Origin of the sequence: Paenibacillus sp. NPDC057967, assembly GCF_042887015.1 — a bacterium.
Classification (GTDB): Bacteria; Bacillota; Bacilli; order Paenibacillales; family Paenibacillaceae; genus Pristimantibacillus.
This window is the reverse complement of record NZ_JBHVQB010000006.1, coordinates 165,476-178,547: the sequence shown is the minus strand read 5'-3', so window position 1 is coordinate 178,547 and position 13,072 is coordinate 165,476. Positions and strand designations below refer to the sequence as shown.

General features: G+C 46.6%; 18 protein-coding genes. 3 read left to right on the top strand and 15 right to left on the bottom strand.

Features of this window, described 5'->3' with window-relative positions; all coding sequences use genetic code 11:
- Positions 1 to 9 precede the first annotated feature (9 nt).
- Positions 10 to 1,692 carry a helix-turn-helix domain-containing protein gene (locus ACFVSO_RS17060; RefSeq protein WP_387475644.1) on the bottom strand — a complete coding sequence of 561 codons (1,683 nt, stop codon included), beginning with the start codon at positions 1,690 to 1,692 and terminating at the stop codon, positions 10 to 12.
- Between the two features lie 196 nt (positions 1,693 to 1,888).
- On the bottom strand, positions 1,889 to 2,899 hold the full coding sequence (locus ACFVSO_RS17055; protein ID WP_387475642.1) for an ABC transporter substrate-binding protein: 1,011 nt from the start codon (positions 2,897 to 2,899) through the stop codon (positions 1,889 to 1,891).
- A gap of 292 nt (positions 2,900 to 3,191) precedes the next feature.
- Between ACFVSO_RS17055 and ACFVSO_RS17050 the strand changes: the two genes are divergently transcribed.
- The gene (locus ACFVSO_RS17050) at positions 3,192 to 3,767 is read left to right on the top strand and encodes a guanylate kinase (RefSeq protein ID WP_387475640.1); all 576 of its coding nucleotides are present in this window, start codon (positions 3,192 to 3,194) and stop codon (positions 3,765 to 3,767) included.
- A 93-nt stretch (positions 3,768 to 3,860) separates the two neighbouring features.
- Here ACFVSO_RS17050 and ACFVSO_RS17045 read toward each other — a convergent pair whose 3' ends face one another.
- Positions 3,861 to 4,211 (bottom strand): winged helix-turn-helix transcriptional regulator, encoded by a 351-nt coding sequence (locus tag ACFVSO_RS17045; RefSeq protein ID WP_387475638.1) that lies wholly within the window; start codon positions 4,209 to 4,211, stop codon positions 3,861 to 3,863.
- Positions 4,212 to 4,381: 170 nt separating this feature from the next.
- Between ACFVSO_RS17045 and ACFVSO_RS17040 the strand changes: the two genes are divergently transcribed.
- Positions 4,382 to 4,972 (top strand): NAD(P)H oxidoreductase, encoded by a 591-nt coding sequence (locus tag ACFVSO_RS17040; RefSeq protein ID WP_387475636.1) that lies wholly within the window; start codon positions 4,382 to 4,384, stop codon positions 4,970 to 4,972.
- A 113-nt stretch (positions 4,973 to 5,085) separates the two neighbouring features.
- On the opposite strand, the gene ACFVSO_RS17035 is transcribed toward ACFVSO_RS17040, so the two are convergent.
- The 12 genes from ACFVSO_RS17035 to ACFVSO_RS16980 form a co-directional block, all read right to left on the bottom strand.
- Positions 5,086 to 5,679 carry a GNAT family N-acetyltransferase gene (locus ACFVSO_RS17035; RefSeq protein WP_387475634.1) on the bottom strand — a complete coding sequence of 198 codons (594 nt, stop codon included), beginning with the start codon at positions 5,677 to 5,679 and terminating at the stop codon, positions 5,086 to 5,088.
- A 6-nt stretch (positions 5,680 to 5,685) separates the two neighbouring features.
- On the bottom strand, positions 5,686 to 6,294 hold the full coding sequence (locus ACFVSO_RS17030; RefSeq protein WP_387475632.1) for a TetR/AcrR family transcriptional regulator: 609 nt from the start codon (positions 6,292 to 6,294) through the stop codon (positions 5,686 to 5,688).
- A 203-nt stretch (positions 6,295 to 6,497) separates the two neighbouring features.
- On the bottom strand, positions 6,498 to 7,115 hold the full coding sequence (locus ACFVSO_RS17025; protein WP_387475630.1) for an acetate uptake transporter: 618 nt from the start codon (positions 7,113 to 7,115) through the stop codon (positions 6,498 to 6,500).
- Between the two features lie 188 nt (positions 7,116 to 7,303).
- Positions 7,304 to 7,897, bottom strand: a complete 594-nt coding sequence (locus tag ACFVSO_RS17020; RefSeq protein ID WP_387475628.1) for a YdeI/OmpD-associated family protein — start codon at positions 7,895 to 7,897, stop codon at positions 7,304 to 7,306.
- Positions 7,898 to 7,971: 74 nt separating this feature from the next.
- Entirely contained in the window at positions 7,972 to 8,391 is a 420-nt protein-coding gene (locus ACFVSO_RS17015) for an SRPBCC family protein (RefSeq protein WP_387475626.1), read from the bottom strand.
- The gene (locus ACFVSO_RS17010) at positions 8,388 to 8,717 is read right to left on the bottom strand and encodes an ArsR/SmtB family transcription factor (RefSeq protein ID WP_387475624.1); all 330 of its coding nucleotides are present in this window, start codon (positions 8,715 to 8,717) and stop codon (positions 8,388 to 8,390) included. The genes ACFVSO_RS17015 and ACFVSO_RS17010 overlap by 4 nt, the downstream gene beginning before the upstream one ends.
- Before the next feature lie 21 nt (positions 8,718 to 8,738).
- Positions 8,739 to 9,161 (bottom strand): DoxX family protein, encoded by a 423-nt coding sequence (locus ACFVSO_RS17005; protein WP_387475622.1) that lies wholly within the window; start codon positions 9,159 to 9,161, stop codon positions 8,739 to 8,741.
- 168 nt (positions 9,162 to 9,329) lie between these two features.
- A complete protein-coding gene (locus ACFVSO_RS17000; protein WP_387475620.1) occupies positions 9,330 to 9,737 on the bottom strand; it encodes a hypothetical protein in 408 nt (135 codons plus the stop codon).
- A gap of 11 nt (positions 9,738 to 9,748) precedes the next feature.
- The gene (locus ACFVSO_RS16995; RefSeq protein ID WP_387475618.1) at positions 9,749 to 10,198 is read right to left on the bottom strand and encodes an SRPBCC family protein; all 450 of its coding nucleotides are present in this window, start codon (positions 10,196 to 10,198) and stop codon (positions 9,749 to 9,751) included.
- A gap of 14 nt (positions 10,199 to 10,212) precedes the next feature.
- Positions 10,213 to 10,551, bottom strand: a complete 339-nt coding sequence (locus tag ACFVSO_RS16990) for an ArsR/SmtB family transcription factor (RefSeq protein WP_387475616.1) — start codon at positions 10,549 to 10,551, stop codon at positions 10,213 to 10,215.
- 92 nt (positions 10,552 to 10,643) lie between these two features.
- Complete coding sequence (locus tag ACFVSO_RS16985) at positions 10,644 to 11,282, bottom strand: NAD(P)H-dependent oxidoreductase (protein ID WP_387475614.1); 639 nt, start codon at positions 11,280 to 11,282, stop codon at positions 10,644 to 10,646.
- A gap of 330 nt (positions 11,283 to 11,612) precedes the next feature.
- Complete coding sequence (locus tag ACFVSO_RS16980; protein ID WP_387475612.1) at positions 11,613 to 12,446, bottom strand: oxidoreductase; 834 nt, start codon at positions 12,444 to 12,446, stop codon at positions 11,613 to 11,615.
- 178 nt (positions 12,447 to 12,624) lie between these two features.
- On the opposite strand from ACFVSO_RS16980, the gene ACFVSO_RS16975 reads away from it, so the two are divergent.
- Positions 12,625 to 13,038: a MerR family transcriptional regulator gene (locus ACFVSO_RS16975; protein ID WP_387475610.1), complete on the top strand. Its 414-nt coding sequence runs from the start codon at positions 12,625 to 12,627 to the stop codon at positions 13,036 to 13,038.
- Positions 13,039 to 13,072 lie beyond the last annotated feature (34 nt).

The following is a 13,072-nucleotide window of genomic DNA, read 5'->3' as shown; positions in this document are numbered from 1 at the left end:
TTTGTTTTCTCAGATGGCCAGCACCCGCATGATATCGTCAATTTTTTTGCCGTTCGAGATCACCCCATTATTCATCCAGGTCAAAAAGTCCATCTCGTATACCTGCCTTTTGCGTACGGCGGCAAGGCCTTGCCATACCTGGCTGCTGAGCAGCATCCGTTCCTCGCCTGGCTGACCGCTATGCCATTTGTCGAACACCACAAACAGATGATCGGCGGACAGTTGCGACAGTTCCTCCTCGGATAAAGCAATCATTTTGCCGTCGCCGAGGCCAGAGCTTGACTCTTCCGTCCAGGAAAGCCGATACGGCTGGAGACCCAAATCCTCGTACAGCACGGATACGGCAAACCCTCCGCCGCAATCCGTATACATCAAAACATAGTCCGCCGATACGCGCAAAAACGCAACCGTCTCGCTGCGAAGCTTGCGGCGCAGCGCCACACCCGCAGCGTCCGCCTTGGCTTCATATTCTAGAAGAATGCGCTCAGCCAACTCCCCGCGGCCGAAAAAATCGCCAAAGCGGCGTAATACCACGCGCCATTCGTTCGTTGATTCAGGCAGCACGCAGGTATGGGAGATGCGGCGGCATTGCTTATACAGCGTATCATCGTAATGGTCCATAAGCAGGATTAGATCGGGACGAGAATCGGCAATGGCGTGCAGGCTTGCCGTCGCCAGCTCCATCTCGTTAAACACGGGAGTTTGCGATAGCTGCAAATAATCCTGCTTGCCCCATTTGGCATGCCAATACTGGGCAACCGGCATAACTCCGAGCGCCACCAGAAAATCCTCCAAATAAGGCGCTACAATTCGCGGCTGCTCCCGGTGATTCCGCCTGTATTGCCCAGGCGCGATGCCGATCGTCTGCTTGAAGCGGCGGCTGAAATAATATTCGTTCGCAAACCCGATCTGCTGCGCGATGCCCGATAGCTTGTCCTCCCCAGATACCAGCAATTGCTTCGCCTTGTCCATGCGCATATCGTTCAAATATTGAAGAGGCGACTTGCCTGTAATTTCCTTGAACAGTCGCGGATATTTCCAAGGTTCGATCCAGGCAATATCGGCCAGTTGCTCAACGGTGAGCGCATCGCTGTAATACACGTTCATATATTGAATGGATCTGCCAATCCCCGCTGAAGCATCATCGGCCTCAGCGGCTGCCTGCCGTAATTGCTGCTCATGCCAACTGATGATCATAAGCAGCAGCTCCTGAAAACGCAAATAGCGGTAATAGAATTGTTGCGACGTGGCATCGAGACAAGACGGCTGCAGCAATTCCTCCACCAACTCGACGGCTTTCGCATAAGTCCGCAGCTCCAGCACTTGGCCATAGGGAACAGCGGCTTCCGGAAACTCAGGCTCCTCTATGAAGGGTCTTGTAAGGACCTCAACCTGTTCGAATCTAAACTGAAAAGAAAAAACATCGTATTCGCAAACGGGTGAAAGCGCCATTAAGGAGATTTCCGCCGAATTCGCTCGCAGCCACACAAATTGCCCGGATTGGATGTCACCTCTGCCTTTTTCACCGTCTCGTCCTTGCAGCCGCGCCGCTCCATTCCTGACGATGATAAGCAGATCGAATCGCGCATCCTGGCAAATTACCGTTTCATGCTCCCGAATCCGGATATGCCGCGCTTCCCCCCATTCAAAACGGTAGCTTTCCTTTACGGCAATAAGACTATTTTCTCTCACCTTTCCCATACACTCCCGGCCCTTATCTAGATACGGCGCCATATCAGCTCCGCAACCATTGATAATCGTTCTCATTAACATAATAAACAAAAAAGGACAGCTCTTCAACCTTTGTTGAAGCAACTCTCCTTTTTCGCCGGTGTGTCGTCTTCCCATTCGAGCGTTCATACGCTGGATTGGTTAAGCGAAACCGATGTTACTTGATAAACAGCCTCTCCAAATCGTCCATCTTTTTTTGATCCCCGATAATCGCCGTCGTCTGCCAGTGCGAGCGATCGACCTGGTAGACATTGCCCTTCTGCACAGCAGGTACGGATTTCCAGATCGGACTGCTCATCATCTCATCATAAGCCTGTACTATGCCCTCGTCCTCCCAAGTGCCATTGGACAGCAGCAATATAATATGGTCGACGTCGAGCTCAGGAACCGCCTCCATGGACAACACGATATTTCCATCGGTCATGTTTTTGGCATATTGCGGCGCTAGCAGCCCCAAATCCTGATACAACAGCTTGCCGATAAATATGTTGTTGTATCCAAAAATATTAACCGACTTATCGACGGAATTCATCCGCAGCACAACGACTTTTTCATCCCGAGCCGAAGCGGCCAGCTTGCCTTTCAGTTCCTCCACCCGCTGATCGTATTTCTGTAAAACCTCCTCCGTCTTCTCCGACATGCCAAGCAAATCGGCAATCACTTTCAACGTCTGGCGCGGATCCACTAGCACATCCTCTGGAATACGGAACGTCGGCGCAACTTTGCTGTACATTTCGTATTGGGCGTCTTCTATGACACCGGTAATAATCAAATCCGGTTCGGAAACAAGCAGCGCCTCCACGCTTCCGGTAACGTCGAACAGCGGTACCTCCAGCCCCAAATATTCTTGCTTGCCCCACATCGGGTTGAAATATTGTACGATCGGCGTTACGCCAAGCGCCACCAAATAATCTTCGCGGTATAAAGCAGCTACGCGTTTGGGGTTTACCGGAATTTCCACTTCTTCGAACTCGTTTTTGACAATACGCGTTGCAGGTGCGGCTTGATCCACTTTACTGTCAACATTTGCGCCCCCGGTAGGCTGACCAGAAACCGCCTCTCTGTTATTAATCCGATTACCGGCATCGCCGCACCCGGCCAACAGCCCGATACATACGGTGACGACAATAGCTGATTTCAAAAATGTTTTCCAAGCTTGCCTGATCATGATTTTACCCTCTCCCGATCTCTTTAGTGATATTGATTATTATTATCAATAAAAACATTGTATGCTAGCCGCCCCGCTTCCTCAATACACATTTTTGTCAAAATCGTTTATAACAATTTAATCCTCCGAGGCAAAACAACAAATTTATATGCATTCATAGGCATATGCTCCCTAATCCTTCATCACAATAAGCCGCGTTAAAGCCGATAAATAGGATATAGACCTTCCTCTATCATTCTTCCATTCAGCTAATTAAATCAGCCTTTCCCAATGCCGAGAGGAGTGATCTCACATGAGCAAACCATATATCTATGTGTTCACTGGCACAAGCGGCTCCGGGCGCAAAACGACTGCGAGACTGGCGCTGAAGCATACCCGCATCACCCATCTTCCTTCCTACACGGACCGCCCGCCCAGAGACAAGGAGTATCCGCCTGCAGACTATCATTATTTGACGCCAGAGCATTTTGATGTGTTGAGCAAGCGTCACTATTTCTCTGAAGAAGTCAAAATCGATCGCTACCGCTACGGCGTTGCGAGCAGAGAACTGAATGACGCCTTGCGCGAGGGCCGAAGCGTCTATCTGATCCTGAATCGCGAGGGCGCGGATCGCATTCGCAGCCTGTATGGCGACAAAGTTGTTCGCATCTTTCTCTATGTTGAGAAGCGGCTTGTAAAGGAACGCCTTGAAGCGAAAGGCATGTCATATGAGATTATGAACCGCTATTTAAACCATTATACGGATGAGGTCACCTACCGCAAGGAATGCGAGCATGTCATAGAGAACGTCGACGCCGAACGCACCGCAGCATTCATTCGGGATATAGTTGCAGGGTATGAGGCGGGTGATTTGGAGAAGAATCAATAATAAAATACCCTTCATGCGTTAGACATTGACTAATGCATGAAGGGTATTCAACAACTAAGAGTTATTCCCCCTGTTTCACAGCATGATTCTAATTCAAATACACGAATTCGAACGGTAATTGCGTGCCTTTATATAATATTCGCCCCACTCGCTCAATTGGTCCAATATCGACTGCAGCGACTTCCCTAGCTCACTCAATTCGTATACTACTTTCGGCGGCACCTGGTTGTATACGGTTCGAGTAATAATGCCTGACTCCTCCAGCTCCCGAAGGGACTGCGTCAACACTTTTTGAGATAAATCCGGAATTTCCTTTCGGAACTCGCTTGTTCTCATGGGTCCACAATTAAGATAACATAAAATCAATAATTTCCACTTCCCCCCAATGACCTCCAACGTCGCTTCAGCGGGATTATTATATGTGTGGGTCGGTTGTTTTTCCAATGGTAAGCACTCCTTCAGAACAAGTATTCAAGGTTACCTCTCAGTTCCTATAGCACTTTATGGTTCTATAAGAACATAAAAGTGCGTTCTTCCTATCTTTTACAACATCCTGCATAATGCAATTGTAGCATAGACCATGTAAAAGAGTGGAGAAAGGAAGATGACGAATCATGAAAATATTGACTGTTGTATCACACCCGAGGGTGAATTCTTTAACCTTTTCCGTTGCGGATAGATTCACGCAGGGTCTTCTGAAGGCAGGTCACGAGACAGAGGTGCTGGATCTTCACCGCATCGGATTTGATCCAGTTCTATGGGAAGCTGATGAGCCAGATTGGTCCATAGATCGCAAGATTTATTCTCCTGAAGTGGAGAACGAAATCGAACGAATGAAGAAATTCGACGCTCTTGCCTATGTCTTCCCGGTATGGTGGTATAGCGTACCTGCTATGCTGAAAGGTTATATTGATCGGGTGTGGAATAGCGGCGTTGCATATGGCTCCAATAAGCTGGCTCATAAGCAAGTGCTGTGGCTTGCTCTCGCAGCGGAGTCGAAGGAAGGGATGGAGAAGAGGCAATTTGACCAAATGATGAATCATCAGTTGAATGTTGCGATAGCCGCATACTGTGGAATTGCCAATAGCCGTGTTGAGCTCCTGCACAACTCGCTGGATTCCAACCCGGAAACACATGAAAGACTGCTGGCGCAAGCCTATCAACTTGGATTAAATTATGACAAAGTAAAAGCGGCGTCCGTATAAAACTAACTCATCGTCCGTGAGGTTAGAAACTTGGAATGGCATCGCGCACCCAACTTGCGATTCCTGATTCCATCCCCTCTCTAAGCGCGCGGACGATGAGCTTCTATAGCTCTTCACTTCTTATATCTCATGGATATCAGATGACTAATGCCGTTTTGTTCAGCCAGCTTTTTCGGGAGCGCCTTTCTCTTATACTCCTTGAACCCCAGCTTTTCATACAACCGGATAGCCGGAATATTCGTGTCGGCAACCTCTTCGATCAAGCACTCCTTGTAGGACTTATGATCAAGGACATGCTTAATCACCTGAGATGCCGCTCCTTGGCCTCGACATTCGAGCGCCGTACCGACGAACTCCAAGGAAATGTGATCCCCATTCGGGTTATGAAATGGGACTTGAAATTCTCGTTTGAGAAATAACACTGCAAGGATTCCCTTGTAAAAGCCCAGATGCTTGATCAATTGCTTAGCATTCAGCCTCACCGATAGCTCCGTTCCATCCGTACATGCCGCCATCGCCGCCACTTTATCACCCGACATGGCCAAGTAGAACTGACTCTCTACGAATATATGTGCAAAAGCTCGGGCAATCCGCCGCTTGTCTTTTGAAAAAAAACCAAGCCACTGCGTAAACCCGTCTGCGAATATATCAGCCATTTGCGATCTTACATCAACTTTTGCTTGATCCGCTCTGATGATCGTGAACATCAGTATTCAGCCCCCTTTTGTGAATAAAAAAGCTGTCAGGATGGAAGGTGACGGCATAACGAAGTCAGCCTTCATCTTCACTTTCATTTCAGCTAGCCCCTGAATGAATGCAAAGAAGAACATAGCCATCTCCCACGAATCACCATCGCCGAATTCGCCTAGCTCCTGCCCTCGTTTGATCAACTTGCTGGTAGCCATAATCAGGTTTTTGTTTACTGTAACCACATCATTCGGCCCATCATTAGTTTCGCCTATAGAATGAAACGACTGCGACATAAGAATCATCAGATTAGCCAGATCATCACCGGATATCATGTCCTCATAGATTTCTTGGACAAAACCTTTCATCAACACAGAAGGCGATTCGTCTGATTGGAATCGTTCCGCAACCCGAGCGAGACCAGCTGCTGCAAATTCCGTCAGCTCATGAAATAACTCATCTTTTGTTTTGTAATGTCTGTACAATAGACCGATGCTGATTCCGGCTTTGTCGGCAATCTCCTGCACATTCGTCATGCCGAATCCCTGCTGGGCGAATAGCTGCATCGCTGCGGATTGTATTTTTGCCCGTGTCGCGTTGCGCATCTCTTCATACTGCTCTTTAGTTCGAGGCATTTCTTCACCATCTTTTTGAGTGAGTTTTCACTCATTATAAAATATGTAGGCTGGATGTGCAATACCCTTTCATCTCCACCCTTGTTCCACGTTGCATCATACGCTGCATAAAAAGACCCGCAGGATGAACACTTGAAAGTGTTCATCCTGCGGGTCACCATTCTTCTGTTTATGTCATAGCTTTCTATTCTATAATCAAGCTATTATTTCTTGAAGATTTTGAAGGGAGCACCCACCGGCAGAAAAACTCGTCCAAAGTGTATGTTCAGCACAGCAGCTCCGCATCCATAGAAGGATACAATGGCAATGGCCAGTTCTGCATAAGCTGCCACGGAGTGAAAAGCTCCATTTCCTACCCCAAATGAATCCAGGCTTAATCCAATAAACAAGAAATCAATCAATACAAAGATGATAAACAGCACTTTGTTGGTTTCCATGGCTCCAATGGTCATAAAGAGCGTGAAAATCAGATAGCCAAGGAAGACAAAACCTAGCTGCTTCACATCAAGCCCGGATGCCAGCTCTGTCCCGAATACCCCCAGTTTAATCAGCCAGCTGGTTGCCATGCCAAACCAGAAGAACGCATAAGCGCCGAATGCCGTCATGCCGAATGTGTTGTTATGCTTCGCATCTTGAATGCAGGCGAATAACTGAGCGAATGCGCCGAGAAATATAGCCCAAGGAATAACATAGCCCAATCCTGATGTGATGCCCAGCTTTTGTGATGATGCCACCAGCGTGACGATAGCCAGACCGAATAGTCCAATTGCACTGGGGTCTGCTGTTACGATTTTTACATGTTGTTGCGACTGTGATGTCATGAACTAAGATGCCTCCGATTTCTAATAAAACAATCAAGGACCTATTCTATCACATCACAATCAAACTGAATATATCCGTGTATAGATTGTCATATTTGAGCTCAGCCGAAAAAAAACGTCAGACAAGAACTTTAATAAAGTTCAGTCTGACGCTCTTTCCATTGCACCATCGTTACAAGGCAAAGGATTTAATCATCCAAGCCCTTCCCGTCCAAAATTTGCGGCAAATACTTCTCGATCCGTGCCTCCCGCGTCTTGGATTGTTTGGCTCCGGAGAAGTAGAAAAGGTACGCTCTTTGCCTTCCCGGCGTCAGGGCTTCAAATGCCTCTTTCAGCTCGGGGATCTCCACAAACTTATTATCCAGTTCCTCAGGGACGGTATACTCTGTCGTCTTCTTGAACTCCACCTGCAAGCCGGCTTTCTCCACTTCAATCGCTTCATAGATATATTCTTTGATCATCAGCTGCATATCTTCGATTTGCTGGACATTCGTGAAACGAATTTGACGTGCCGCCTGTACGTTCTCCGTCTGCTGAATGAGGATACCATGGGGATCTTTGAGCAAAGAGCCTTTGTGGAACAGAAGCGCGCAATATTCTTTAAACCCGTGTATGATGACAACGTTTTTGTCCTCAAATGTGTAGCAAGGATGCATCCACTTGAAGTCTTCGGTCAGATCGCAATCGAGCACGATTTCCCGCAACGCTTCAAATTCTTCCTTCCAGCTCTTGGCCTTTCTCAAAAATCCGTCAACCTTGGCATTCAGCTTGCTTGTTGTCATACAGGAACACTCCTCATTCACTAGTAGCAAATATGATCTTCCATAACTTCCATTGTGCCTGTCGCTTTATTCGATTATACCAGCATCTTCTCTAGCTCGCCGCACCATTTGCTCCATCCGAACTTCGCTCCGCCCAGTGCTTGCGGATTGGACAGTCCGGTTTGCTCCAGATGCAGATTCACCTCTCGGTTGCCTAGATCCTGCAGCGTCCATGTTACGGTATGCTTCTCTGCACCGCTTGACCAGGTGTAGGATACCCGTTTGGGCTCCTCGACGATCAGCACTTCACCGCTTATAATGCCATCCCACCATTCATTCGGCTGGGTGCGGAATTGGAACTGATGGCCTACGGCGGGTTTAAAATCATTTTCCATCGGCTCCCCCGTATGAATATTGGCGATCCACTTCGACAGCTTCGTTGAATTGGTGATAGCTGACCACAGCCTCTCGATTGACGTCTTGTACTGATACTCCAGATTTAATGTTAAACTCATTCTTCTTCCTCCTCTAATAGTTGGTTCAAGCGTTGCATATTCTTCATCCAGAAATCGCTATAATAAGCCACCCAATCTTGCACTTCTTTAAGCGGTGTGGCATTTAGCCTGAATCGCGTTTCTTTCCCTACTTTCCTGTCGAGCACCAGCCCAGCTTTTTTCAGAATGGTCAAATGCTTGGATACCGCTGTTCGGCCAATCTCAAACTGTGCCGTTAAGTCATGAAGCGGAACCTCCTCTGCCTCTGCCAGCAAGCGGATCAATCGGCGTCTGGTCGGATCGGCAATGGCATCAAATACATCCCTTAACCGGTTGTTTTCACTCATAACAGCCTCCCTCCATCGTCTCTAAAGCTTGCGGTTCTTCGGACGCAGTGCCCAAGCAACGATATTAAGGGCAGCATAGGCGAGCGGATGGATAACATGGAAGCTGCCATCGCCATAATCGTTGGCGAACATATGAGACAAAGCCGCCCCCGTCATCAAAAAGAAGATTCCCGCATGAGCCCATTCCTTCATCCGGGGAAAGCCAGGCATGACGATCGCAACCGCTCCAAGCACCTTCCATATCCCCAGAATGGTCATGACATACAATGGAAATCCGATACTTGTCACCAGCTCGACGTTGCCCCCTAATTGCATCAGCTGCCCGATCCCGCTTAAAGTCATAGCCGCAGCTAGCAGTGATGCGGCCGTCCAATATGCAATGATTTTGCCTCTGGACTGTGTTTCCGCTTTCGTGAACATTTCTGCGCCTAATATATTGCTCATTCGCATCCTCATCTTTATTGCTAATTTTGATTGGACACCTTTTAGTGTCTATTTGATGTTTTGATTATAGGACACCTTTTGGTGTCGTGTAAATATTATTTTTTTATGCTGTCGAGTAAAAGAAATCCACATGGAGTGGAATCACTCGCATGTGGATTTCTTCATCTCTTATAATACATCTGTATCTTTTCTAACCCAAATATCTACTAACTCATTGTTCTCGTTGAATCCATAAAATACAACCACATCCGTCGCAAAGTATAGGTTCGAATAAACCCTGTACTCTCCAATGTGTACCCGAATATGCCGAACTCCAATCTTCTCCGCAGGTCTTTTTCTTTGGTGAGTAAATCCGTTATCGTTATCTATATATTTAATTCTCCAATCTTTTTTCGAATCAATAGACTGAATAACATCCTCCATAGATGTGCCCAGCGGTGTCTGCTCTAAAAAACGGCTTCTTAGCTGGTCATCCGATGGAGTCAGCGGGTTGCTTAACGTTCTTATCACTTCGAATAATACAATGATGACTAATACAATCAATAAAGCTAACATCGCTTTTTTGACTGGAATCACCTCCGAAATCATCAATGCAAATAATCACACAAGCCGCCTTCTAGAGCATTCGTCCAATTATTATTATGTCTCTTCGCCACTTGCATCGTGGAGAACTTGGAGTGTGTAATGATAAGCTCCGTCTTGCTTTCCTTCTCGACAAAATCAATCGTGACAACCGTTTCCTCAGCGCCCGCTCCTTCATTAAGCCACTTCCAAGTGAACGAAAGCTTCTTATTCGGAACAATCTCCACATACCGGCCCGCCAGCGTATGAATGTTGCCATTGGGGGCTTGCATATGAAAGAGGTAGTTCCCTTCAACTGAAACCTCCATCTGTTCAATGGTCGTCGTAAAACCTGTCAGCCCCCACCACTGCTCTAGCTGTTCTTTTTTCGTCCAAGCCTGGAACACTCTATCTATGCTCGCGTTGTAAACGTGATGAAGCTTGAGGAGAAATTTCCCGTCATGCATTGAAATCATGTATTGTGCCTCCGTTAGTCTTCTTTGGACTGATTCTCCAGGAACTGTTCAAGGTTAAACACCTGCGCCGTCCAGAACTTCCTCAAGTCCATCAACCACTCGTGAGCGTTTTCCATCGCTTGTGGATTCAGATAATAATACCGGTACGTTCCTTCCTTGCGAACGGAAACTAAACCTGCCTTCTCCATCACCTTCAGGTGTTTGGAAATGGCAGGCAAGGACATGTCAAAAGGCTTGGCCAGGTTCATCACCGTCATCTCGCTGGCGGCCAAACTTTGTATGATCTCTCGTCTCGTCGGATCAGAGAGCGCCTGGAACACATCATTTAACTTCTCATCATTATAATTAACCATATGTTTAAGTTAATGCGATTTTAATTGAAAGTCAAGCAGAGCCAGACGGGACGAATTGAATGCCGAATTCAGCCGGCTCTGCTCTGCAATCGTCAGAAGCTGCGAGCAATCTCGCGAGCTTGTTGAATCGCCTTGTCTTTAATCGCCGGAGCCTGCTCAGGATCTGCAGCCATTCCTTCCACAAAGATGCTCTCAAAGCTAGGAACCTCGAAAAACTCCATAATCGCATTCAAGTGACGGTGTCCCATTTCGTAATCTGCATGCTCTGTTCCAGGTGACAACACACTGCCGCTCGCTTGAATGTGAACCGCTTTTTTATCTCTCAACAAGCCAACCCGGCCTTGCCCGGGAACGTATTTAAACGTCTTGCCAGCCACACAGATGGAGTCGATGTATGCTTTCATAACAGGAGGATATGAATAATTCCATATCGGATTTACAAAAATATACTTGTCTGCGGCAACGAACTGTTCAACCAGTTGACCAAGAATGCCTACCTTCATTTTCTCTGCATCGGCCAAATTTTCAAAGCCAGTGCCAGCTCCGAGCTTGCTCCAACCGCTGAACACATCGGCGTCAAGCTCAGGAATGTTCATTTTATAAAGATCTAGATGGACAACCTCATCATTCGGATTTGCGGATCGATAAGCCGAGACGAATTCTTGCCCTACTGCCAAGCTATAAGAGGATTCATAATTGGGATTTGCTGTGATGTAAAGTACTGTTGCCATGATTCTTTACCTGCCTTTTTTATTGGAATGATAGTCACGCGAAAATAACGGTCAATTTTTGCGACATTGCACGTTTATTGTTCTGCATTCGTTTCCTTCATTCACCAACTCCCGTTTACTTTTTTGGTACACCTCTGCATTGATTCAGATTAAATTTAACCTTTTGGTTATTTAACTAATCAGTTAAATATAATGCTGTTTGTGCTCATTGTCAAGCCGGAAGTCTTGAGAACACAAGAATTTAAACTTCGGGGATCGCCCCTTACATGCTAAATAAAAAACACGCCGTGATCTGGCGTGTTTTCGTTCATGGTTATATATGAAATTCACTCACTCTTGAAAATCAGCGTTCAACGATACTTCTTTCCACTTCTCAAAGTTGTTCAACGTCTTCGTATATTTATTCACCGATATATGGTAAGCATCCGCTCCAAGCAGCAATCGAAGCGGCGGCTCTTCCGTCTCAGTCACGCTAATGATGGCTTCCGCAGCTTTTCTAGGATCTCCCGGCTCGTTTCCGTGGTTTTCGCCTGTTACGAATGGAGCGATGAGCTCCTGATATTCCTTGATGGCCGAAGTTGTTTTCGCAGCTGAACGTCCAGACCAATCCGTACGGAAATTGCTTGGCTCAATGATCGTTACACGAATGCCCAATGGAGCTACCTCTTGGGACAAGCTTTCGGAGATGCCTTCCACCGCGTATTTTGTACCGTTGTAATAGCCCACTCCAGGGAACGACACTAACCCTCCAATGGACGAGATATTAATAATATGCCCAGAGCGCTGGCTTCTCATATACGGCAAGACTGCGCCCGTCATGTGCATAAGACCCCAGAAGTTGATTTCGAACATTTTCCGGGTCTCTTCTTCAACCGCTTCTTCAATGGAGCTGAAATAACCGATTCCTGCATTATTGACCAGCACATCAATCCTTCCAAACTTCTCGATCGCAGACTTCACTGTCTTTTCAATCTGATCAGGCATCGTCACATCAAGTTCCATAGCAAGAACATTTTCCGTATTTTCGTCCACAAGATCGGCAATAGCATTCAAATTCCTTGCAGTTACAACAACATTGTAGCCTGCTTCTATAGTAGCCTTCGCCAGCTCTCGGCCGAATCCGGTGGAGCATCCCGTAATGATCCAAACTTTATTATTATTCATATCATTATCTCCTTTAATGTAAAGTTTGAGGTGCAAGTGAAACTCTAAACGTTAGAGCTTAGTCTAAGTCAAGCATCCTTATATTGGGGTGAATGGAGCCTCGAATACCGATTTGACTTAGAGCATACTCTAACCTATACAATAGGAGTAACTTTCTTGTAAAAAGGTGGTTTATACATTGGGGTACACCATTAGTCAAATTGCCGAAATCACCGGATTGACCGCTCATACCTTGCGCTATTATGACAAGCAGGGCCTGTTGCCCTTTGTTGATCGCGATAAGGCAGGCAACCGGGCTTTTAAAGAGAGTGACCTTCAATGGCTTGCCATCATCACTTGTTTGAAAAAAAGCGGAATGCCGGTAAAGAAGATCAAGGAATACATGGATTGGTGCATGGAGGGAGACGTCACCTTGCATCAGCGTCTTGAAGCATTTGAAGCCCATAAAAAGTTTGTTTCAGATAAAATTGCGGAGCTTGAATCGTATATACATAAGATCGACTACAAGATATGGTATTATAAAACGGCTATCGATCTCGGGACAGAGTCGGTCATCTCACAAAGCAATTGTGTGTGGACATTTGATGAGTAAAGTTTGATCAGACGTTTCCCACTGGTTCTGGTTT

Excerpts from the sequence above, each read along its gene's own strand:
- ACFVSO_RS17055 (WP_387475642.1), bottom strand. The coding sequence starts at position 2,899 with ATGATCAGGCAAGCTTGGAAAACATTTTTGAAATCAGCTATTGTCGTC.
- ACFVSO_RS17050 (WP_387475640.1), top strand. The coding sequence starts at position 3,192 with ATGAGCAAACCATATATCTATGTGTTCACTGGCACAAGCGGCTCCGGG.
- ACFVSO_RS17040 (WP_387475636.1), top strand. The coding sequence starts at position 4,382 with ATGAAAATATTGACTGTTGTATCACACCCGAGGGTGAATTCTTTAACC.
- ACFVSO_RS17035 (WP_387475634.1), bottom strand. The coding sequence starts at position 5,679 with ATGTTCACGATCATCAGAGCGGATCAAGCAAAAGTTGATGTAAGATCG.
- ACFVSO_RS17030 (WP_387475632.1), bottom strand. The coding sequence starts at position 6,294 with ATGCCTCGAACTAAAGAGCAGTATGAAGAGATGCGCAACGCGACACGG.
- ACFVSO_RS17025 (WP_387475630.1), bottom strand. The coding sequence starts at position 7,115 with ATGACATCACAGTCGCAACAACATGTAAAAATCGTAACAGCAGACCCC.
- ACFVSO_RS17020 (WP_387475628.1), bottom strand. The coding sequence starts at position 7,897 with ATGACAACAAGCAAGCTGAATGCCAAGGTTGACGGATTTTTGAGAAAG.
- ACFVSO_RS17015 (WP_387475626.1), bottom strand. The coding sequence starts at position 8,391 with ATGAGTTTAACATTAAATCTGGAGTATCAGTACAAGACGTCAATCGAG.
- ACFVSO_RS17010 (WP_387475624.1), bottom strand. The coding sequence starts at position 8,717 with ATGAGTGAAAACAACCGGTTAAGGGATGTATTTGATGCCATTGCCGAT.
- ACFVSO_RS17005 (WP_387475622.1), bottom strand. The coding sequence starts at position 9,161 with ATGAGCAATATATTAGGCGCAGAAATGTTCACGAAAGCGGAAACACAG.
- ACFVSO_RS16995 (WP_387475618.1), bottom strand. The coding sequence starts at position 10,198 with ATGATTTCAATGCATGACGGGAAATTTCTCCTCAAGCTTCATCACGTT.
- ACFVSO_RS16990 (WP_387475616.1), bottom strand. The coding sequence starts at position 10,551 with ATGGTTAATTATAATGATGAGAAGTTAAATGATGTGTTCCAGGCGCTC.
- ACFVSO_RS16985 (WP_387475614.1), bottom strand. The coding sequence starts at position 11,282 with ATGGCAACAGTACTTTACATCACAGCAAATCCCAATTATGAATCCTCT.
- ACFVSO_RS16980 (WP_387475612.1), bottom strand. The coding sequence starts at position 12,446 with ATGAATAATAATAAAGTTTGGATCATTACGGGATGCTCCACCGGATTC.